The 21,663-nt window shown below is 37.2% G+C and carries 14 protein-coding genes; 5 read left to right on the top strand and 9 right to left on the bottom strand.

The genetic code is table 11. The features are described from left to right. Positions 1-48 precede the first annotated feature (48 nt). The 8 genes from LC419_RS15735 to LC419_RS15700 all read right to left on the bottom strand — a co-directional run bounded on the left by LC419_RS15735 (position 49) and on the right by LC419_RS15700 (position 13,781). Positions 49-1,260 (bottom strand): PepSY domain-containing protein, encoded by a 1,212-nt coding sequence (locus LC419_RS15735; RefSeq protein ID WP_223608260.1) that lies wholly within the window; start codon positions 1,258-1,260, stop codon positions 49-51. A gap of 51 nt (positions 1,261-1,311) precedes the next feature. Continuing rightward, entirely contained in the window at positions 1,312-3,429 is a 2,118-nt protein-coding gene (locus LC419_RS15730; protein ID WP_223608259.1) for a TonB-dependent receptor, read from the bottom strand. Beyond that, a complete protein-coding gene (locus LC419_RS15725; RefSeq protein WP_223608258.1) occupies positions 3,429-4,625 on the bottom strand; it encodes a PepSY domain-containing protein in 1,197 nt (398 codons plus the stop codon). The genes LC419_RS15730 and LC419_RS15725 overlap by 1 nt, the downstream gene beginning before the upstream one ends. 40 nt (positions 4,626-4,665) lie before the next feature. Then, a complete protein-coding gene (locus LC419_RS15720) occupies positions 4,666-6,810 on the bottom strand; it encodes a TonB-dependent siderophore receptor (protein WP_223608257.1) in 2,145 nt (714 codons plus the stop codon). A 19-nt stretch (positions 6,811-6,829) separates the two neighbouring features. Further along, positions 6,830-9,040 (bottom strand): TonB-dependent siderophore receptor, encoded by a 2,211-nt coding sequence (locus LC419_RS15715; protein ID WP_223608256.1) that lies wholly within the window; start codon positions 9,038-9,040, stop codon positions 6,830-6,832. A gap of 153 nt (positions 9,041-9,193) precedes the next feature. Beyond that, entirely contained in the window at positions 9,194-12,268 is a 3,075-nt protein-coding gene (gene secA, locus LC419_RS15710) for a preprotein translocase subunit SecA (RefSeq protein WP_223608255.1), read from the bottom strand. A gap of 126 nt (positions 12,269-12,394) precedes the next feature. Continuing rightward, positions 12,395-12,616, bottom strand: a complete 222-nt coding sequence (locus LC419_RS15705; RefSeq protein WP_002662059.1) for a DUF2795 domain-containing protein — start codon at positions 12,614-12,616, stop codon at positions 12,395-12,397. A gap of 142 nt (positions 12,617-12,758) precedes the next feature. Beyond that, entirely contained in the window at positions 12,759-13,781 is a 1,023-nt protein-coding gene (locus LC419_RS15700; RefSeq protein WP_223608254.1) for a GDP-mannose 4,6-dehydratase, read from the bottom strand. An 86-nt stretch (positions 13,782-13,867) separates the two neighbouring features. Between LC419_RS15700 and LC419_RS15695 the strand changes: the two genes are divergently transcribed. The 3 genes from LC419_RS15695 to LC419_RS15685 are packed head-to-tail and all read left to right on the top strand — an operon-like array spanning position 13,868 to position 19,135. After that, positions 13,868-14,662, top strand: coding sequence for a DUF2797 domain-containing protein (locus LC419_RS15695; RefSeq protein WP_223608253.1), 795 nt, complete (start codon positions 13,868-13,870; stop codon positions 14,660-14,662). A 2-nt stretch (positions 14,663-14,664) separates the two neighbouring features. Beyond that, positions 14,665-16,479: a WG repeat-containing protein gene (locus LC419_RS15690; protein WP_223608252.1), complete on the top strand. Its 1,815-nt coding sequence runs from the start codon at positions 14,665-14,667 to the stop codon at positions 16,477-16,479. Position 16,480: 1 nt separating this feature from the next. Further along, a complete protein-coding gene (locus tag LC419_RS15685) occupies positions 16,481-19,135 on the top strand; it encodes a hypothetical protein (RefSeq protein ID WP_223608251.1) in 2,655 nt (884 codons plus the stop codon). Between the two features lie 38 nt (positions 19,136-19,173). Here the strand turns inward: LC419_RS15685 and LC419_RS15680 are convergent, their stop codons facing one another. Beyond that, the gene (locus LC419_RS15680; protein WP_223608250.1) at positions 19,174-19,524 is read right to left on the bottom strand and encodes a hypothetical protein; all 351 of its coding nucleotides are present in this window, start codon (positions 19,522-19,524) and stop codon (positions 19,174-19,176) included. Positions 19,525-19,697: 173 nt separating this feature from the next. Here LC419_RS15680 and LC419_RS15675 point away from each other — a divergent pair, with 173 nt between their 5' ends. Continuing rightward, entirely contained in the window at positions 19,698-19,892 is a 195-nt protein-coding gene (locus LC419_RS15675; RefSeq protein ID WP_034724644.1) for a hypothetical protein, read from the top strand. 121 nt (positions 19,893-20,013) lie between these two features. Then, positions 20,014-21,060 (top strand): PA0069 family radical SAM protein, encoded by a 1,047-nt coding sequence (locus tag LC419_RS15670; RefSeq protein ID WP_223608249.1) that lies wholly within the window; start codon positions 20,014-20,016, stop codon positions 21,058-21,060. Positions 21,061-21,663 lie beyond the last annotated feature (603 nt).

Here is a 21,663-nt window from a genome sequence, read left to right as displayed (position 1 = left end):
AAAGATTGTATTAATGGATTATTAACAAAACTTTTATTTAAAAAACTTTTACGCTGTTTTTACCGGTTTCTTTTTTCTTCTTCCCCACCAAATCATGAATCCTGTCACAGGCAGTGATGCACAGATCAGACTGACAACAAATGCGATGATCTTTGTAGGAAGTCCTAAAATGGCTCCAACGTGGATGTCGTAGTTGGCATTGACGGCTTTCTCCCCAAAGTTTTTGTCCTTTGGATCATGGGTATGAAGAAGCGCTCCTGAGTTTTCATCAAAGATCAGGCTGCTGCTTTTGTGGTAAGAATAAGAAAGGTGTTTTACATACACTTCAAAGTTCGGGTGCTCATGGTCATCCATATGCTCATGGCCAAGATCAATGGCAAAACCAAATGCATCCGGGTATTTCAGAATAACAGTATTGATGACTTTATCTAATGTTCCTTCTGTTCTTAATTCTATCGGAGCCTTGGTTTTAATATGGGAAAAATCCGGATATTTCGTTTCTCCGCCTGAGAAGATCACGTAGATCATCGCCTGTACCACGAAATAGGCATAAAACAGTCCTGTGATGGTAAAGATTAAAGCAAAGATGGATGAATAGAATCCTAAAATGTTGTGAAGGTCATAATTCTTTCGTTTCCAGCTTTTGATATTTTTCCATTTGAATGAGAAACGCTGTTTTCTTGCTGCCTTGTTTTTAGGCCACCAAAGCACAATTCCGGTGATCAGCATGATCAGGAAAATGATGACCGGGATTCCCACTACATAAGGTCCCCAGTCCTGCTTCAACAGGAAACTCCAGTGGATCATTTTTACGATATTGAAAAAACCGTTCTTTTCATCATAGACTCTTAGAACTTTTCCGTTATAAGGATTTACATAAGCTGCTTTATAGACCGGAAGTTCTTCAAAATAATTCCAGGCCTTCGTATTGTGCTCATACCAGTAAAATACATAGGATCTCTTTTTGTCAATAGGAACGTTAACCCAGTGTACCGGGTATTTTTCTTTTACCTGCTCCACCACGGTCTTTTCCATCAGTCGGATAGGAAGAACCTTTTTCTGATCTATATTCTGTTCATTGTGAAAGATCACATCCTTTCTGGTCAGGTTTTCTATTTCGTCTTTAAAAACATAGAGTGCTCCTGTAATGGAAATGATAAAGATCAGAAAACCAATCCCCAGACCAAACCACAAATGCAGTTTGGCAGACCATTTTTTAAAGAAACCCGGCTTATTTTTATGATGATGTTTTTTCTTCATATCTCAATTCAAAGTAGCACAAAGATAAGTTTTACTTTTTATTTAGTTTAATTAAAATTTGTACTCAATCATTGCAGTACCTCTCGCTCCCAATGAATTCACGAATTCGCTGTCACGTGCAGACCACCATGCAATAGCCGGCTGATACATTTTGTTGAACACGTTTTCTACCCCTAAAGAAACCTTCCAGTTTCTATTGACTTCATAACTTGCTTTAAAGTTAAAAATAGTATAATCAGGAACATAACCTTCTCCGTACAAGTACAATCCTGTTTTTGCATTAGGCTGGAATCTGTCCTGTTCAAAGGCATGCAGCATATCAAGACCAACGGATAATGCAGGGATAGGTCTGAACTGAACGTATGCAAGAACTTTAGGTGCAGAAATTCTGCTGTTGTTGATTTTTGCTGAGTAATCTCCGTCATCTTTTACGGAAGTGATTCCTTCCATCCAGCTGTAGCTTCCTCCGAAATTAACCCATCTGGTCGGCGTGAAATGAAGGAATCCTTCAACCCCGTACACAATTTCCGGTGATCTCTGAATGGTTAATGCCCTGTCTGCACTCTGTACAAATGAAGCACCCAGCTTTGAAGTACTTACATAAGAAGTGATCTCATAGTTGACCCACTTTGAGATTTGTCCTGTAGCACCAAATTCATAGTTGTTGACGATGATCGGTTTGGTCTCAAGACTCTGAATGGTTCCCTGAGTAGATGTTCTCAGAATTCTTCCCAGCTCGTTGATTGAGTAGGATTGTGAAAAGCTTCCGAACAGGTTTAAGAAAGGTTCAACGTTGTAACGTATCCCTAAATTGGCTACCAATGCATTATATTTGAGCTTTCCTCCGGTCACGAAAATACTTGTGGTAAAGGTTCCGTCACTTTTAACGGAAGAAAGGGTATTGAAATCTCCTACGTTGACACTCATGTTTTCGTAGCGAAGACCTCCTTTGATGGTCAGTTTCTTTAATAAATCAACTTTAACCAACAGGAAAGGGGCCAGGTTGGTCATATTCATGTCCGGTGTCCAGTAGCGGCCGTCTTCCAGTTTCTGTACTGTCTGGTCATTAAGGATATCCATTCCGTACATGATTTCAGCCTGTGAATTCTGAGCGTTCCAAAGTTTGGTGTCAAAGTTAATTCTGGCTCCGTATTTTTTAGAGATTACATTGGACTGTCCTCCTCCGAAGAATGTGTCACTGTATCCATACACTGTCTTGAAATCCTGCATATAGGCATTAAAATTCAGTGAAGTGGTTCCCCAGAATAGATTTTGATTATCGTAATTGATCCTGAAATTATGGTTTTTAGGAGTTCCCTGAGGAGTTGTTTCAAGGTTTTTTCCTACACCTTCTCCAATCGTCGGTTTAATGCCATATTTTCCGGTTACCAATCCTAAGCTGAGGTCAGATCTGGAGGAATATCCGATGTAAGAAGCTTCAATCCTTTGATCTTTGTTGATATCATATCCTATTTTAAGCATTCCGTTATAGTTGTCCATCTTTGCGGTGCTGTAGGTTGGAGAAAGGCTTACTCCGTCTGCATCTTTCATGTATCCTGTTCTTTCATAGGCAAGAGAGAAAACATAATCGAATTTATTCACCTTTCCGGATAAAAGCTGGCTGGCTCTTACTCCTAAAGTTCCGCCATAAGACTGGCCAGTGAAACCTACCTGAGTCAATCCTGAAATAGTTTTATCGGATTTGCTTCTTCTCGTGATATAGTTGATGATTCCACCATCTGCACCGTTTCCGTAGATAGACGATGCTCCTTTGATGACCTCAATTCTTTCAATTACTGAAGGATCGATAGACCTGATGTCTCTTGCTCCGTTTCTGAGTGGAGTAGACTGGGGAATTCCATCAATAAGGACAAGAACCTGACGTCCTCTTAAAGTCTGTCCGGTGTTGGAAGTCTGCCCGGAGTTGGTTCCTAAACTGGGAACCGTATACTGAAGAATACTGGTGATATCGGAATTAACGGTCAACTGAGACTGGATCTGCTTTTCGGCAACGATCGTGACTGAGCTAGGTATTTCTTTGATACTTTCTTTTTTTCTTGAAGCAGTCATCACGACTTCGTCCACATTGTTGGTCTGTACGCTGTCTTTAACCTGAGCAAAAACAGTTGCTGAGCCTAAGCATGCGGCTGATAAAAGCGCTTTTTTCATTATATTTTCTTTCCTTGTTTTTTTTGTTTCCCCCACCATACAAGAAATCCTGTGACAGGAAGTGAAGTACAGATGAGTCCGGTAATGAACCATAAAATTTTTCCAAACAATCCAAAGTAGGAGCCTGTATGGATGTCGTAATTGGCATTGGCGTATTTTTCCGCGTTGTTCAGTTTCTGATGAGGTTTTTCAGCCAGCAGTTTTCCTGAATAATTGTCAAAGACCAATGAACTTCTTTCGCTGAAGCGTCCCTCCTCTCCGTATATGGTCACGGGGATATTCTTTAATTCTTTTCCTTTTTTATTTTTTCCGTTCAGTGGAATTCTGAAACTGGAAGAGTGAGCATAAAGTTTTCTCGTTTCCTGAGCTGTAAGATCATATACTGAAGGGTTTTTAGCCATCAGAGAGTCCGGAGATTTGATTTCTTTTTCTTTCGGCTGTTCCAAAGATCCTGACAAAGCAAGATTGAACGTGTTTTTTACATACGGATAAGCAAAATAGATCCCTGTAATGCTGATCAGTAAGGCGAAAAATGAAGCGTAGAAACCTAATACATTATGAAGGTCATAGTTTTTACGTTTCCATGTTTTTACATTTTCCCAGCTGAACCAGAAGCGGCCTTTTCTTGCTTTTTTGTTTTTTGGCCACCACAATACAATTCCGGTAATGAGCATGAAAATAAACAGGACGGTAGGAATTCCTACGACGTATTTTCCCCATTCGGAATTCAGAAGAAGGCTCCAGTGGATGTATTTCAGGATGTTGAAAAAATTGTATTTTTCGTTATAAACAGCCAGAATTTTTCCGGTGTACTGATCTACATAGACGAGCTTATTGATTTTAACTTCTTCAAAATAATTCCAGCCTTTTTTATTTTTTTCGTAGTAAGAAAAACGGTAAGATCTATTTTTATCCAAAGAAATTTCCACGGCATTCAACGGAAACTTTTCATTGAGCTCCAGACTAACCTTTTCCTTCAGGATGGCTATAGAAAGGGGAGAGGCGGTGATTTCCTTCACATACATAGCTTCTTTTCGGAGACTGTTCTGTATTTCGTCTTTAAAAACATACAGCGTTCCGGTAAGCGAAACGATAAAGACAATGATACCAACGGATAAACCAAACCACAAATGCAGTTTGGCAGACCATTTTTTTGTAAAAGAAACTTTCTTTTTATGGGGGTGCTTTTTCTTCATAGCAAAAAGTTAACCTCCGAAGAGGCTAACTTTTGATTATTTAAAATTTATATCCTATTGATAGTCTCCAGTTACGCGGAGCATTGTAGATCCATGCGTACGAACCGTCATCTGATCTGTAACCGCTGTAAAGCTTTCTGTTCAGAACATTGTTCAGCAATAGATTAACATCGAATTTTTTAGCTACATAAGAGATCCCGAAGTTGGTGTCAAAGTAGTCTTCCAGACTCTGGTCATATTTTGCGGTTGTCCCGAACCAGGACTGTCTTCCTCCCTGATACTGATATCCTGCAGAAATACCGAATCCTTTCAGATTACCATGTTCAAATCTGTAGCTTAACCAGGTGTTTTGTACGTTTTTAGCATTTCCGGGAGATTGTACTCCTATTCTGCTTGCATCGGAATCTTTGATTGTTTTGGCATCTGTATATGCATAGTTTACCACAATGTTCAATCCTTTTACAATTTCTCCTTTAATATCGGCTTCAAAACCACGTGATCTTTGTTCTCCGGTTGGAATCATAAAAGCATTTCCGTTGTTGTCATTTGAATTTCCGGCAACCAAAATGTTTTTTCTTCGGATTTCATATACTGCAACGGTAGAGTTCCATTTTCCTCCCATCCAGTCTTTTTTTAGTCCAAACTCAATATTCTGTCCTTTTAAAGGATCCGTAATTGAAGATCCGTTAATCCCCGTTGCAGACTGAGGCGCAAACGTTTTATCAAAAACTCCATAGACTGAAAAATCATCTTTAATAGAGTAGCTGGCACCCACTCTTGGAGTGAATTCTCCGGCTTGATCAGCTTTTATTGGATCTAAATTAGGATATCCTGAGAATGTAGTTCCGTTTGTATATCTTCCTGCCAGTGTAATACGTAACTTATTATTAAGCATTCCTATTTGATCCTGAGCATAATAAGAAGTATATTTCACTCCCTGATCATTATAATAAGTAGCATTTCTGTTTAGATAGTAAGCACTTTCGGGAGGCAGTGTATTTGGGTTTACACCGTAAGCAATATTATAAATATCAATTGATCCTCCATCTCCTAAATAAGAGAAGTCAGCCTGGTATTTTCTATTCCCGTAATCGAATCCGGCAATGATTTTATGCGTAATATTTCCTGTTTCTAAACTTCCTCTCACATAGGTCTGGAATATATTGTTTTTTCCGAGAGCCTGCCAGTTGCTTAAAGATCTACTGAGAATATTTGGGTTTGAGCCATAAAATCCTCCCCACCATGAACCACCGTCATAGTTCATATCCATGTAGGCATACTGTGTACTCCAAACCCAGTCTTTGAATAATTTCTGATCCAGGGTTAAGAATAAGCTCTGATCCTTCACTTCTGTTTTTTTGAAGTTTGGGTCGTTAAAGTTAGTATGAACATTTAATGAAGCATAACCGTCATTAGACATTAAATACGCTCCCGGCTGGTTGAATTTTAAAAACTGATAGTTATACTGTGCTGTGAATGTTGTTGTTTTTGTAGGTCTGAAAGTAATAGACGGAGCGATGATAATTTTGCTGGTCTTATCATTTTCTGACCATGATTTGTTGGAACTACCCATTAGGTTTAAACGATAATCCAAAACACCATCTTTCACGATAACGCCGTCAAGATCTGCTTCTCCTCTGAAAAGATTGTAGCTTCCAGTTGTGAACCTTACACTGTTGGCAAATTTTCCTGTTGGTTTTTTTGTTACTACATTGTAAAATCCTGCAGGATCACCCATAGATCCCATGAATCCTGCCGGTCCTTTTACAAACTCTATCCTGTCAATAATAGACGCGTCAGGATTGATAGGTCCCCACGTAGAAGAGACATTCATTCCGTTCATATAGGTGGCGATACTTGCTCCTCTCATGAAAACGTTAGAATAAACATTATCCCAGTGTTCTACTTTTCTGGCTCCACTTACGTTACGGACAATTCCTTCAGACATATTTAAAGTGATCTGGTCATTCAAAACCTGGCCACTGATGGATTGTACGTTTTGTGGAAGTTCAATAATCGGGGTTTGTAATCTTAATGATCCCGACACCTCGTTAAGTTTATATTTCTGATAGTATCTTCCGTTGACAACAACTTCTTCGATGTCATTAGATTTAATAGTGTCTTTTTCCTGAGCTAAAGCTAATATGGATGTTAGTAATGCTGCTCCTATCGTTATTCTTTTCATTGTTTAAGTAGTGTTTGAATTAGAATTTATAAGTGAAACTTCCAACTACATTAGCCAGAGGCTGTGCATTTGCAGTCGTAAAACCATTCCAGTAATGTTCACTGGTGAAATTGTCTACTTTTACCCCGATTCTGAATTTTTTGGTATCATAGAAGGCATTCGCATTCAAGACCAGATATTTTGGAAGGATGAAAGTTCCCATCGTCGTAGAGTTGACAATTTTGTTGTCACTCGCGTAGTTTCCTCCAACTCCGAATCCTAAGCCTTTTAAGTTTCCGTCCAGAAACTGGTAGCTGGCGTTAAAGTTCACTAACCACGGAGATGAAGCTGTTGCAGGTCTTCTTCCTACTACAGTAGCATCAGCTTCCGTGTATTTCATATCATTATAGCTCACCCCTGCAATTACAGAGAACCCTTTTACCAGATATGCATTGGCTTCTAATTCTACTCCCTGGCTTCTTAATAAACCAGCCTGATTTTGGATTGCTTTTCCTGTAGACTGAACAAATTCACCGGTATTGAGAAGGGTATTTTTTACTTTGATATTATAGTAACTTAATGTTGTGGTAATTCTTCCTTTCAAAAGATTGGTTTTAATACCTCCTTCAAACTGATTGGCTCTTTCAGGATCTGATAGCTTAAGGTTTGAAGCCGCGTCTGAAATATAATAACCGTTGCTTGTAAAGCTGTTCTGGTAATTTCCAAAAACGGATACCTGTTCAGGAACGATCTGATAGACGATTCCGAATTTTGGAGACCATGCGGCTTGGGTATATGCATCTGCTATATTCTGTCCTATTTGCCCTCCTTTAAAATTAGAGCTTTCATATCGTAATGATGTCAAAATATTAAGCCCTTGTACTGGAGTAATTACGTTGGAAATATAACCACTGTAAGTATCTTTCTTTCCTGTACTGATATAGGTGTTGTTTTTTGCAAAATCAGGCTGATTTTGAAGATTGCTGTACATGGCAGACAATGTCTGTCCGTTCATATTGGAATAATCAGGAGCATTAAATGAAACCCAGTCAAAATTGGTAAACATAAAATACTGATTGTCATTCATTCTCATATAATCGAATCCTGCAACCGTTCTGTTTCTTACACTTCCGATATTAAAATCAAAATTGAAATTCTGCTGAAGCTGTAAGTAGGTCCTTTTACTGTCTCTGGTAGACTGGTCTGCTCGAACTACACCCAATTCTGTATCATTTGGGTTTAGAGTGACCGCTCCTTTCGGTGCAAAATAGAAGTAAGGGTTGAAGCCATCTGAATTGGAATAAGAAGTACTTACATTAGTAGATGATTTGATATGCTCATTAATTTTATAGTTAACCTGTCCGAAAAAGTTTCTGGCTTTTCCAGTGGTTTTCAGCCCGTCACCTACATATGTCTGTTTATAATTATAACCTAATTTTTCAAGTTTGTCCATGTTGTCTGCTCCCAGCTGTGCACTTGGCACATAAAAGAAAAAGGCGGTCTCAGGATAGGAATTGGTCTCAAACATTTCCAATTCTGCATTAATCTCTAAATTGTCTGTTGGACGATAGGTAATGGAAGGAGTGAATGCATAAAACTCATTCTTAGCATTTGTTTTCTGGAAAGTCCCCTGATTGGTATACGCAGTATTTAATCTGAATAATAATTTTTTATCTTTGGTTATTGGAGTATTTACGTCAGCCTGAACTCTATAATAATTATAGCTTCCTCCCGCTAATGAAACCGCTCCTGCAAGCGTTTCGAATGGCTTTTTAGTTACTCTGTTCACTACCCCTCCATACGAAGTTACATTACTTCCAAATAGAGTAGCAGAAGGCCCCTTCAATACTTCTATTCTTTCTACGTTAATCGCATCCATAGAAGTAGTTATTGGTGCGACCATACCATTTCTGATAGAATTTCCGGCCACAAAACCTCTTAAGTTCAGATAGATTCCACCGTCCCCGGCTCTGTTGGTAGCACTCCACATTTTCTGTGCTCCGGCAACATTTCTGAAAGCATCATCTACAGTAAACAATAATTGGTTCTCTAAAATACTCTTATCAATTGAAGAATATACCTGTGGATCTTCTATCGCTTTTAAAGGCATTTTGTTAGAATATTCACTGTCTTTTTTGACATAGGTTTTGATGATCACTTCATCAATGCTTTTTAAGGCTGTTGAATCCTTTTCTTGGGCAAAGACCAGTAGAGAACCCAGCAATGAGGCACAGATCAGTACATGTTTCATGAAAGTCAAATTTTTTGCAAATATATTGTTTTTAATTGTTCTAAATAAATAACAGAATTGATATTTATCATGAATTCATTAAGCACTGAATAACAAAACCCCGCTTCAGTCGGTGCTGAAGCGGGGTTTTTATGAGATTTTATTATTAATTCCTTAAGCGGGGATTTCTCCTTTGTATAGGAAAGAAATAATTTCTTTGTTCATTTTGTCTACCATTTCACTGAATAAGTGGAATGATTCCTGTTTGTAAATTACCAACGGATCTTTCTGTTCGTATACTGCACCTTGAGAAGATCTTCTCAGGTCATCCATTTCACGAAGGTGAAGCTTCCAGTTTTCATCGATGATGGATAAAGTGATGTTCTTTTCAAAATCATTGATTAAACTTTCACACTGAGTGTCGTAAGCTTCTTTCAGATCAGCCACAATAGTCATTGTTTTGTGTCCGTCTGAGAAAGGAACCTGGATCATTTTAAACATTGAACCCTGATTCTGATATACATTCTCAATGATAGGGAATGATTTCTCTTTCAGTAGGTTCAGTTTCATTTTGTAATCTTCCTGAGCCGCTTTGAAAACAAGATCAGTCAATTCAGGAATCTGCTTGCTCTTGAAGTCACTTTCTGAAACCGGAGATTCCATCGTGAAGAACTTAATGATATCGAATTCGAAATCTTTATAGTTTCCTGTCGATTTTCCTTTGGTAACAATTGAATTCGAAACATCGAAGATCATGTTCGTAATGTCATACTTAAGGTGATCCCCAAACAGAGCATTCTTTCTTCTCTTATAGATTACGTCACGCTGTTTGTTCATGACGTCATCATATTCAAGAAGTCTCTTTCTGATCCCGAAGTTATTTTCTTCTACTTTCTTCTGCGCTCTTTCGATAGACTTGCTTATCATAGAATGCTGAATCACTTCACCTTCTTTATGACCCATTCTGTCCATCATTTTCGCGATTCTCTCAGAACCGAAAAGACGCATCAGGTTATCTTCAAGAGATACATAAAACTGAGAACTTCCAGGGTCTCCCTGACGTCCCGCTCTACCTCTAAGCTGTCTGTCTACACGTCTTGAATCGTGTCTTTCTGTACCGATAATCGCTAAACCTCCAGCTTCTTTTACTTCTTTAGAAAGCTTGATATCCGTACCACGACCTGCCATGTTCGTTGCAATCGTTACAACGCCTGGCTGTCCTGCTCCGGCAACGATCTCCGCTTCTTTCTTGTGAAGCTTCGCATTCAATACCTGGTGTGGAATTTTTCTTAGTTGAAGGGCCTTAGAAAGTAATTGAGAGATTTCAACAGAAGTCGTACCTACCAATACAGGTCTTTTCGCTGCTGTTAATTTTTCAATTTCTTCAATAACGGCGTTATATTTTTCACGGTTAGTTTTGAAAACTAAATCCTGTCTGTCATGTCTTAAAATAGGACGGTTGGTAGGAATCACCACAACATCTAATTTGTAGATCTCCCAAAGCTCTCCAGCTTCTGTTTCTGCAGTACCCGTCATACCCGCAAGCTTGTTGTACATACGGAAATAGTTCTGAAGCGTTACCGTTGCAAAAGTCTGCGTAGCGGCTTCAATTTTCACATTTTCCTTAGCTTCGATCGCCTGGTGAAGACCGTCTGAATAACGTCTTCCCTCCATGATACGGCCTGTCTGCTCGTCAACGATTTTTACTTCACCGTCAATCACTACATACTCATCATCCTTCTCGAATAATGTGTATGCTTTTAACAGCTGGCTCATCGTGTGTACACGCTCAGATTTTTCAGCGAAGTCAGAGAAAAGTTTTTCTTTAGCTTCGAATTCTTCTTCTTTAGTAAGATTTCTTGCTTCAACTTCTGCGATTTCTGTTCCGATATCCGGAAGAACAAAGAAGTTGTTGTCAGAATTTCCCTGAGACATATATTCTACTCCTTTATCGGTAAGATCAACCTGATTGTTTTTCTCTTCGATAACGAAATAAAGATCTTTATCTACAATCGGCATGTCACGGTTGTTGTCCTGCATGTATTGTGCTTCAACTTTCTGAAGCAATGCTCTGTTTCCGCTTTCCGATAAGAATTTGATTAATTGTCTGTTTTTAGGAAGACCTCTGTAAGCCTGAAGCAATTTGAATCCTCCTTCTTTTGTGTTTCCTGCAGCAATTAATTTTTTTGCTTCATTAAAGAGCGCAGAAACCGTTTTTTTCTGAACTTCAACGATTCTGTCGATAGAAGGTTTAAGAACATCAAATTCCTGTCTGTCTCCCTGAGGAACCGGACCTGAAATAATCAACGGTGTTCTGGCATCATCTACCAATACAGAGTCTACTTCATCCACAATGGCAAAGTTTAGTTCTCTCTGCACCAGTTCTGAAGGTGAAGTCACCATGTTGTCTCTCAGATAATCGAAACCGAATTCGTTATTCGTTCCGTACGTAATATCTGAGTTGTATGCTTTTCTTCTTCCGTCTGAGTTCGGCTGGTGGTTATCGATACAGTCGATAGACATTCCATGGAACTGATAAAGAGGGCCCATCCAGGCCGAGTCTCTTTTAGCAAGATAATCATTCACCGTTACTACGTGAACACCTCTTTCAGAAAGTGCATTTAAGTAAATAGGTAATGTTCCTACCAAAGTTTTACCTTCACCGGTTGCCATTTCGGTAATTTTACCGCTGTGAAGAATAACCCCTCCGATAAACTGAACATCATAATGGACCATATCCCAAACTACAGGAGTTCCGGCAGCGTCCCAAGAGTTTTTCCAGATAGCAGTATCTCCCTGAATCTCTACGAAATCTTTACCTGCTCCGGCCAATTGTCTGTCCCAGTCTGTTGCCTTCGTGCGGATTTCTCCGTTCTGAGCCCATCTTCTTGCTGTTTCTTTTACCAGTGCAAAAGCTTCAGGAAGGATCTGACCAAGAACTTTTTCTTCGATGTCGTATGATTCTTTTTTAAGAGCCTCAATTTTTGTGAAAAGAGCTTCCTTTTCATCTACGTTAGGTGAATTTTTTACCTGCTCCTTTATCTGTTCTATCTGCGCTGTAATTTTGCTGGTTGCAGATTTAATATTTTCTTTAAATTCAGCAGTTTTTTCTCTCAGTCCATCATCAGTCAACTGTTGAATGGCTGGTTCTACAGCTTTGATTTTTGTTACAACTTTTTTTACTTCTTTTAGGTCCTGCGCTTTTTTGTCTCCCAAAAACCCTTTAAGAACTTTGTTTAAAAAACTCATAAATTTTTTGCTTTATGCTTAAAGCAATATGCTTTAAGCGTTTTACTGACACGCTTATCGTGTGAATTTTATATATAAAAAGGGCAAAAAAGCTCTAAGCACATTGCTTAAAGCTTATTGCTTTAATTAATATTCGTCTTCGTTCCAAAGGAAATCCTCATCGGTAGGATAATCACTCCATACCTCTTCGATAGATTCGTAGATCTCTCCTTCGTCTTCGATAGCCTGAAGGTTTTCTACAACTTCCATGGGTGCACCAGTTCTGATTGCATAGTCAATAAGTTCTGCCTTTGTCATTGGCCAAGGTGCGTCACTTAAGTAGGAGGCTAGTTCTAATGTCCAGTACATAATTTTCTAATTTTTTTGCAAAAGTATAAAATTAGCTTATATTATACGCTTTTTTATACTTGATTTTCAATTCTTTTTGATTAATTTTTGTTCATTGTCCGTCATAGACCGCATTACAGCTGTGCCAACAACTTACATGATGTCATTTTCTCAAAAACCATTCCACAAATTTTTTTATGCCATTTTGGAAGTCCGTGTCTGGTTTGTAGTGTATTAATGTCTTAGCTTTTGTGATATCTGCATTGGTTTTCAGGACATCTCCCGGCTGCATTGGCAGAATTTTCCGTGTGGCAGAAATTCCAAGGGCCTTTTCTATGGCAGCCAGCATTTCAGATAAAGTGACCACCTCGTTTTCCCCAAGATTAATAATTTCATAAACACCGGAATGATTTTCCAGATAAACGATAGATTTCATGATTCCATCGATGATATCATCAATATAAGTATAGTCTCTGGCTGTATTTCCATCGCCGTAAAACGGGATTTCCTGGCCGTCTGAGATCAGTTTTGTAAATTTATGGATGGCCAGATCCGGTCTTTGTCTCGGGCCGTATACGGTGAAAAAACGAAGTTGTATCATGTCGATCTGATACAGATTGTGGTAAACATGTCCTAAAATTTCACTGCTTTTTTTAGTGGCGGCATACGGTGAGATCGGATGGTCTACATTGTCTGTCTCTGCAAAAGGAGTTTTTTCATTGTTGCCATAAACGCTTGATGAAGACGCACATACGAATTTGCTCACATTGAATTCTTTACAAAGCTCCCAGAGATTCATCGTGCCCCGAACATTTACTTCTTCATATTCAAGAGGTCTTTCAATGGAAGTACGTACGCCCGCCAGTGCTGCCAGATGGATAATAAGGTCTATTTTGTGATGTTTGAAAATCGTTTCAAGCCCGTTTTTATCCCGAATGTCCTGATAATAGAGTTGGTAGCGATCGGATTGGGAACTCGTCATTAAATGTCTGATGTCTGTCTCTTTGTCCGAAAAATCAAAATCCGAATTTTTACCGATAGATGCTAAAGTATTTTTAATTTTTATCTGATAATTATAGAAATCATCAAAATTGTCAACGTTTATGACAGAATGTCCATTTCGTAATAATTTTTCTATTAAATGGGAACCTATAAACCCGCTTCCTCCTGTTACAAGATAAGTCATTTGTGATTTTTTAATGTCGCAAAAATATAAATTTACTTTTTGAAAATATAATCATTAAATTTACTTAAAAAAGTAATATAAACAGTATGCAGTTTCAAGGGCAAATTTTAAAAATGACGAGTTTCGACGCACAGCCGATCCAATATTATCTAAATCTTTCTGGAGATCTTATCCATATGAATGAGCTTTTCGGAAAGGAATTGCGTATAAAACATACCGGATTTCAGTGTGTCAACTGTGGAGAAAATAAGCCTATTTACAGAATGGGGTTCTGCAAAAACTGTTTCTTTGAAAGCCCTTACGCCAGTGATACCATCATTCGTCCTGAGCTTTCTACAGCCCATTTAGGCGTTGCTGAACGTGATCTGGAAGTGGAAAAACAAATCCAGCTGCAGCCTCACACCGTCTATCTTGCCTACACAGGGGATGTAAAAGTAGGAGTAACGAGAAATACCCAGATTCCAACAAGATGGATCGATCAGGGGGCCACTTTTGCACTGCCGATTGCCAGAACAGAAAACCGTTACGAAGCCGGAATGATAGAAGTTGCATTAAAAGAACACCTTCCTGATAAAACCAACTGGAGAAAAATGCTTCAGGATGATTTTGAAGGAGAAATTGATCTGGCTGACTTCCAGCAAAAGATCAGACAGTATTTCCCTGATGACTTCCAAAAATTCTACAGTGAGGGAGAAGACTTATGGAGATTTGATTATCCTTTTGAAAAACCTGAAAAAATAAATTCTTTCACATTAGACAAGAAACCGGAATTTACAGGAGTGCTTGTAGGGATTAAAGGACAGTATTTAAGTTTCGAAGGCGGAAACTTTATGAATGTGAGAGGGCATGAAGGGTATGTAATTGAGCTGAATATTTCTTGAATATGAAGAGTATTATTCTCTTTTTTTTTGCAATCTTTATTTCCTGTCATTCAAAATCTCAGGATAAATTAGATTTTTCAAAAAAAAACATTAGCTATACAGAGAGAGATCATGAAACAGACTGGATAAGAACAAGGCTGAAAAACCCTGATAAATGGGGATATATTGACAAAGATAGCTTAGTTATGATTCCTTTTGAATATGATTTTCTTAATCCTTTTAAAGATGGTGTAGCTTATGCGAAGAATAACAATAAAGAATTTTTTATAACAAAAAAAAATGTAAGACTAAAGGGTGATTTTGAAGCAGTAGGTATTTTTTCTGAAGGACTTGCACCTGTTAAAAAAAATGGAGAGTGGGGGTTTATAGATAATCAGGCGAATGTAGTCATACCGATACAATATGATAAAGTTGATTGTTTTAGATCCAGTGGACTGTGTGCTGTAACAAAGAATGGGAAATCTGGGTTCATCAATAAAGTCGGGAGGGAAATCATTCCAGTCATTTATGATGAGGCAAGTCAGGAAATGAAAGATCAGAATGTAATTGTTAAAAAGAATAATAAATGGGCGGTTTTTGACAATTCAGGAAAACAACTCTCAGATTTTATATACGATAGTTTTAAAAGAGCCTATATTTCAGATTTTTCTAAGGATGTTTTTACGAGAGACGAATCTACATTTTTCGAAAATGGAGCTGCTTTAGTAGAAATTGGCGGGAAATATAAATTTATAAATGCGAAAGCTCAGGCAGCTTTTCCAAATAATACATTTGATTCTGCAAGTGTTTTTGATACTTTTAAAAATGCAATAGTAAAGAAAAAAGGCAAATTCGGGATGATAAAAACTGATGGAACTTTTAAAGTGCCTTTAGAGTATGATTTTATTAATTATTTTGAATCTAACCATGCTTTTTCAGAATATTATAATGCCAGAAAAGGAAAAATATATTCTTTTTTTAATAAAGATTTGAAAAAAATAGGTGAATCTTATGAAGCAGTATATAATGATTTTTCAAATTCAGATCCAACACTTATTTACAAAAACTTAAAGAGAAAATATGGTATTGTTGATTGGCAAGGAAATGTCATTGTTCCTTTTGAATATGATGAGTTAAGACAAATTGAAAATACCACTTTTCTATGGGTTAAAAAGGGTAATTTTTATGGAGTTATTTCTGAGAAGGGACAAATTAAAATACCGATAAAGTATAAAGAAATAACTTCTGTTTATGATAAATTTGATAATAATGAAGATGTGAGTAAATTTTTATTTATTACAAATGGAATGGTGATTGATATAAATAATAATATAGTTATTAAAGGATATAATTCATTAAGTCCGCTTTTTTACAATCATAATAAACTTATTGCCTCTAAAAACAAAAAGTTTGGAATTATTGATATCAGTAAAAAAGTTCTTTTGCCGTTAGAATATGATGAAATATCAAATTGGGTAGAGTATGGTCCTGAAAAAAGACAATTTATCGAAAAAAATGGCAAGCATGGCTTAATAGAATTTGAGACTTTTAAAATAATTATTCCACCGATTTATGATCAATTTATTTCAAGAGAAAATTTGATTTTTGCTTCTAAAAATGGAAAGGCCGGAATTCTTGATATAAATAATAAAGAACTATGTCCATTCATTTTTGATCAGATAAGGCCCCATAAATATTTTGGTTATGATGGTGGACAACATACAATGTTTTATTCTAAAAACGGGAATGTGCATTTTCAAATTAATTTAGAAGGTAAAATTCTGAAAGAAATTTCAGAAAAAGAATATAAAAACTATACTGAACATCAAAATAAATAAAATGCGAAAATGGGTTAAAAAGTTATTAATAAGCCTGGGAATTCTGCTGCTAATCCTTCTAGCCGCGAATTTCGGACTGAATATATGGCTTAAAACCCAGCTTCCGGATTATATAAAGAAGAATACAGATTATAAGGTGTCCTACAAAACACTGGATGTAGATCTGGGTTCAGGAAATATTTTCGCTGCCGGAATTACGGTAAACAGCAAAGATCCTCAGAATACAAACGTTATTGGTCTTCAGGGAACGATTGATACATTAAAAATCAGCCGTTTCGGTATCTATGATGCCATTTTTAATAAAAGAATCAGTTCATCTGATCTTCTGCTGGCCAGACCTAATTTAAATATCAGTCTTGCAAAGTCTGTTGACCGTAAAACCGGAAAGAAAAGAAATCCAGTTTTGTTTGAAAATATCAGGATTAATAGGGGAACGATCAATATTTTCAAGCATACAAAACAGAAATTTTTATCTGTTCAGCAACTGGACTTGTTTATAGAGAATCTGCAGATGACAGAAGAATCGGTGGAGGATAAACTTCCGGTGGTTTTTGACCGTTATACTATTAAAGGAAAGGATTTTTTCTTCCGTCCTGATAATGTATACGCAATTACAATAAGCAATATCACAACTTCGGATGGGCAAATGTCAGTCGGGAATTTTAGGCTGATTCCATTGTTGTCTTTTAATCAGTTTAAAAGATTTTATCCCCAAAAACCGAAACTTTTTGAATTTTCCATTCCCAAAATGAACTTCAAAGATGTGGTTTTGGCTAAAAACAAAATTTCATTGGCCAATGCAGATTTCCAAAATCCAGTCCTTACTGTTTACAACACTGGAGTAAAACCTAAAAAGGCTGATAAAAAACTCAATTTTGAAGTTAATTTAGAAGATATAAAACTCAATAACGCTGCCGTACTTATCAATAAACCTGATGGTAGCAGATTACTTTCTGCAAAAACACTGAATGTAAAAGTCAATCAGTTGAAATTTGACAAGATCACTGCAGAACAGGTGATTCCTGTCGGATACAAAGATTTTCATTTTTCAGGAAGAGATATCCAGTATTCAAATTACCAGAATTTCACAGTCGAAAGCATGGCATTAAATCCCAAAAGCGGTGAAATCAGAAATCTGATATTGTATCCCGGAATTCCGGAGGCAGGAAAAGGGTCATTGGATCTGAAAACCGGACACATTGCCTTTAATATTAATAAGCTTGAGTTTATCGAAAAAAAATTGAATCTTGATCTTAAAGATATTCTGGTTGAAAATGTTAGTGGAACAGTTATAGCAGGCGTGAACAAGCCAAAGAAAAATCCGGGACCGGGAATCATTAATTCGGTCATTGTCCGCAAAATGTCCCTCAAAAATTCTGATATCGTTTATGATAAAGGAATGCAGCCACTTGCTTTTCACGATCTGAACGCTACGGTCAATACAATTGAAATAGCGCCTAAACCAAATAATCAGGGACTTTCCTTTAAAGTGAAAGACTATTTCCTGACCACAAGGAATTTTGCCTACAGAACAAAGTTTTACAATCTAAGCGCCGGGCTTTTAAAATTAAATAAAAATAAGATTCAGGTTAATAATTTTATCATGAAACCGCTCGTTTCGAGAGCACAGTTTATCAAAATGATCCCCGTAGAAAGAGATCTCTATGACATTAAAGTTTCTCAGATTGCAGCAGACGGACATTGGGATTTATTTTCAGATAATAAATCAATCAACGCTTCCAATGTAACGGTTCTTGGTGCAGATGCCAATATTTTCAGAAGTAAGATCCCCAATGATGATCCGAAAGTGAAGCCTTTGTATTCCAAACTGCTCCGTTCGATAAAAATTCCGATGACAGTCAATAATCTTGATCTGAAGAATTCCGTTTTGGTTTACGAAGAAGATACACCGGAAAGTGCAGGTCCGGGAAAACTGACCTTTGCTAATTTTAATATGAACGTTAAAAACCTGAATTCTGCCAAAACAAAAGGTAAGCCTACGAAAGTGGACATCAGGATCAACTGTTCCTTTATGAATCTTGCGCCTCTTTCTGTGAACTGGGGTTTTGATGTTGCAGATCATAATGATGGTTTTGCCATTTCAGGAAAGACGTCCAATCTTCCGGCAAGCGGGATCAACCCGTTTATCAGGCCTTATCTTCATGTAACAGCTACCGCCGGAACGATTCAGGAAATGCTTTTCAATTTTAAAGGAAACCCGGCTGGGCTGCACGGAACATTCAATCTCAAACATAAGGATCTTAAAATTGCAGTCTTAAATAAAAATAATCAGGAGAAAAAAGGAGTGCTGACAGCTGTTGCGAATCTTTTTATCAGATCCGATTCTGGGAAGTATCCTGATGCTGTGGCCGTGGAAAATGTTGAACGGGATCCTACAAAATCATTTTTCAATTTTTTCTGGAAGGGAATTGAACAGGGATTAAAGAAAACACTGATCGGAAAGAATGTCGAGAAAACAGAGAAAACGGTAAAAAGTGCTGTTTCTTCTGTAAAGGAAGTGAAGCAAACGGTAAAAGAACTGAAACAGGAGATTAAGGCCAAAAAAGAAGAACCTAAACCCAAGGAAGAGAAAAAAGAAAAGAAAGGATTTCTAAAGAATGTTTTCAAGAAAAAAGAAACCCCGGTAACTGAATAGCTCCGGGGATATGTATAAATATTCGGTTGAAGGAAGTATTAGAAATTAAATTCTTCACTTTCCTGAACCGGGATATCTCTCAAAAATTCATCAAACTTTTCACCAGGATAATTGCTGTCGGCTCCGTAAGAATCTATAATCATACCACGGTTTCCGGCGTTATCTTTCAGTACATATAAAACCGCATTGTCATCGGGGTTGCTGTCACCTTCAAAACGATAGGTCTTTAAAATGATAAGTTCAGAAGGTTGATATATTTTATCTGAATTTTCAAATTTCATTTCACAGTTCTCATTCATTCTGAATTCACGGTGTATTCCTCTTTCTGAAAGGGTCTTCATAACCTGGCTTAGGGTGGTCATTCTATCGTTATATTCTGAATTATCCATAATATATTTTTTTTAGGTTAGTACAATAATTAAACCATTGATTGGCTAAATTTAATAAAAAAGGGAATTACATTTTTCGGTGAAATAAAGTTTAATGTTAACAAAATTTATAATTTGAAACAGAAAAATAGGTACGCTTTTTGCAGCAGCTATTATATTAAATCGGACGAGATATGAAAAAAGAAGTTGGCGTTTTACTGGCAGGAGGTGTTGGTCTTTTGGCAGTATTAGGTTTTATTGGATTAAAAAAGATATTGACTAAAAAAGATAAAAAATATAGTGATACCTATTCTGATTATCACAGACATTTTGATGACAAAAACCACGAAGATGAATATCACGGAGTGGAATTTTATGCGCTGAAGTAGTAAAAGAATATATTTAATTATGTGAAATCCGGCTCCTTTTTAAGGGTCGGATTTTTCTGTGGATAACTTTAATGTTAAAACTCATTATTTAATAAGAAATCCATTCTAATTTTACATCATAATGCAAAACGAAAATTTCAAAAAAGGGCAGGGCGCGCAGTCGAACGTTATCAATCGTTTCGACCAGTATACCTATGAGCCTGAAGAAGAAGATTTCGAAGCGGTAAAAACCTCTTTTACAGAAGTTTTTCCGAAAAGCATTGTGAACCAGGTAAAAAGTGAAGATCTCCCGATGGAATATTCAATGAATCCTTATCAGGGTTGCGAACACGGCTGCTCCTACTGTTTTGCGAGGCCTACCCATGAGTATTGGGGCTACAGCGCCGGAGTTGATTTTGAAAGAAAAATCATGGTAAAGAAAAATGCTCCTGAGCTTTTGGAGAAATTTTTTCAGAAAAAAGGGTACAAACCCGCGCCAATTTTGCTCTCCGGAAACACCGATTGTTATCAGCCGGCAGAAAGGCAGTTTGAGATTACCCGGAAACTGCTTCAGGTTTGTTTGGATTACAGACATCCTGTCAATGTTCTGACAAAAAATACACTTGTGCTGAGGGATTTGGATATTTTAAAACCTATGGCAGAACAGAATTTGGTTTCAGTCTCCCTAAGTATTCCTACTATTAATGAAGAGCTGAGACGGAAAATGGAGCCACGTACCAGTTCGGCACCGAATAAATTAAAGGCTATAGAAGTTCTTACAGAGAATAAAATTCCTGTTCATGTTATGGTGGCACCTATTATCCCAGGCCTGAACAGCGATGAGCCGTTGAATATTTTGAAATCGATTTCAGAGGCAGGAGCCATTAGTTTTGGATATACACTTGTTAGGCTAAATGATACCGTGGAACCTGTTTTTGTCAATTGGATTGAGTCACACTTTCCGGACAGAGCACAAAAGGTTTTAAATCTTATCCGTTCTATGCGCGGTGGAAAGCTGGGCGACAAAAGATATTTTGAAAGACATAGAGGAGAGGGGAATATTGCAGACATGATTCATACTACATTTAAGATCGGGCGAAAGAAGTTCTTCGACGGTAAAGAATTTCCAAAACTCTCCACTGCGAATTTTACCGGAGCAAAAGATCAGCAGCTAAGACTGTTTGATTGATAAATCTTATTTCTTATACCTTATATATAATATGATAGTAGATGTGCGATAACAAGTATATAATATATATAGTATCAGATTCAATATAAGTAGGCCTTAGCCCGCTTGCAATATATGTTTCAGTCGAAAAGGCTTTAGCTAAAGCTTACATATAGATGGAAATATGTGCTTCTAGACATTTCAGTACAATAAAATCCGATACATCAGGAAGCGGCGGTTTAAATCTAAAATCCGGTGATATCATAGGTCTGGAAAAGTCTTATGCCGAGTTTTTGAGCATTATCTATCAACATATTAAAAGGTAGAATCACTACCACAGAAAAGGAAAGCGAAAAAATTAAACATTAGTTTAAAATTTTTCACTCTGCATACCAGTCGTTTATGATTAAATCTGGGTTCTTCATGAATTTTATGTTAAATAAATTTGTTTTGCGTTTGAATAAGTTGTTATCTTTGCCCCACTGAAAAACGAGAGAGTTTCGGTAGCACAGAAGAGCTTTTAGATAAGCATAATGATTTAAATGAGCTTTAGGATGGAGACGAAAAGCTTCTTAAAATTTTTAGAAATAAAAGTTGTGAGAGTTAAAAAAGTTTGTATCTTTG

The sequence above is a fragment of the Chryseobacterium sp. OSA05B genome, assembly GCF_019970065.1.
Lineage (GTDB): Bacteria > Bacteroidota > Bacteroidia > Flavobacteriales > Weeksellaceae > Chryseobacterium.
The sequence above is the reverse complement of the archived record's forward strand: the minus strand, read 5'-3'. Positions and strand labels throughout refer to the sequence as shown.

Excerpts from the sequence above, each read along its gene's own strand:
- LC419_RS15735 (WP_223608260.1), bottom strand. The coding sequence starts at position 1,260 with ATGAAGAAAAAACATCATCATAAAAATAAGCCGGGTTTCTTTAAAAAA.
- LC419_RS15730 (WP_223608259.1), bottom strand. The coding sequence starts at position 3,429 with ATGAAAAAAGCGCTTTTATCAGCCGCATGCTTAGGCTCAGCAACTGTT.
- LC419_RS15725 (WP_223608258.1), bottom strand. The coding sequence starts at position 4,625 with ATGAAGAAAAAGCACCCCCATAAAAAGAAAGTTTCTTTTACAAAAAAA.
- LC419_RS15720 (WP_223608257.1), bottom strand. The coding sequence starts at position 6,810 with ATGAAAAGAATAACGATAGGAGCAGCATTACTAACATCCATATTAGCT.
- LC419_RS15715 (WP_223608256.1), bottom strand. The coding sequence starts at position 9,040 with ATGAAACATGTACTGATCTGTGCCTCATTGCTGGGTTCTCTACTGGTC.
- secA (WP_223608255.1), bottom strand. The coding sequence starts at position 12,268 with ATGAGTTTTTTAAACAAAGTTCTTAAAGGGTTTTTGGGAGACAAAAAA.
- LC419_RS15705 (WP_002662059.1), bottom strand. The coding sequence starts at position 12,616 with ATGTACTGGACATTAGAACTAGCCTCCTACTTAAGTGACGCACCTTGG.
- LC419_RS15700 (WP_223608254.1), bottom strand. The coding sequence starts at position 13,781 with ATGACTTATCTTGTAACAGGAGGAAGCGGGTTTATAGGTTCCCATTTA.
- LC419_RS15695 (WP_223608253.1), top strand. The coding sequence starts at position 13,868 with ATGCAGTTTCAAGGGCAAATTTTAAAAATGACGAGTTTCGACGCACAG.
- LC419_RS15690 (WP_223608252.1), top strand. The coding sequence starts at position 14,665 with ATGAAGAGTATTATTCTCTTTTTTTTTGCAATCTTTATTTCCTGTCAT.
- LC419_RS15685 (WP_223608251.1), top strand. The coding sequence starts at position 16,481 with ATGCGAAAATGGGTTAAAAAGTTATTAATAAGCCTGGGAATTCTGCTG.
- LC419_RS15680 (WP_223608250.1), bottom strand. The coding sequence starts at position 19,524 with ATGGATAATTCAGAATATAACGATAGAATGACCACCCTAAGCCAGGTT.
- LC419_RS15675 (WP_034724644.1), top strand. The coding sequence starts at position 19,698 with ATGAAAAAAGAAGTTGGCGTTTTACTGGCAGGAGGTGTTGGTCTTTTG.
- LC419_RS15670 (WP_223608249.1), top strand. The coding sequence starts at position 20,014 with ATGCAAAACGAAAATTTCAAAAAAGGGCAGGGCGCGCAGTCGAACGTT.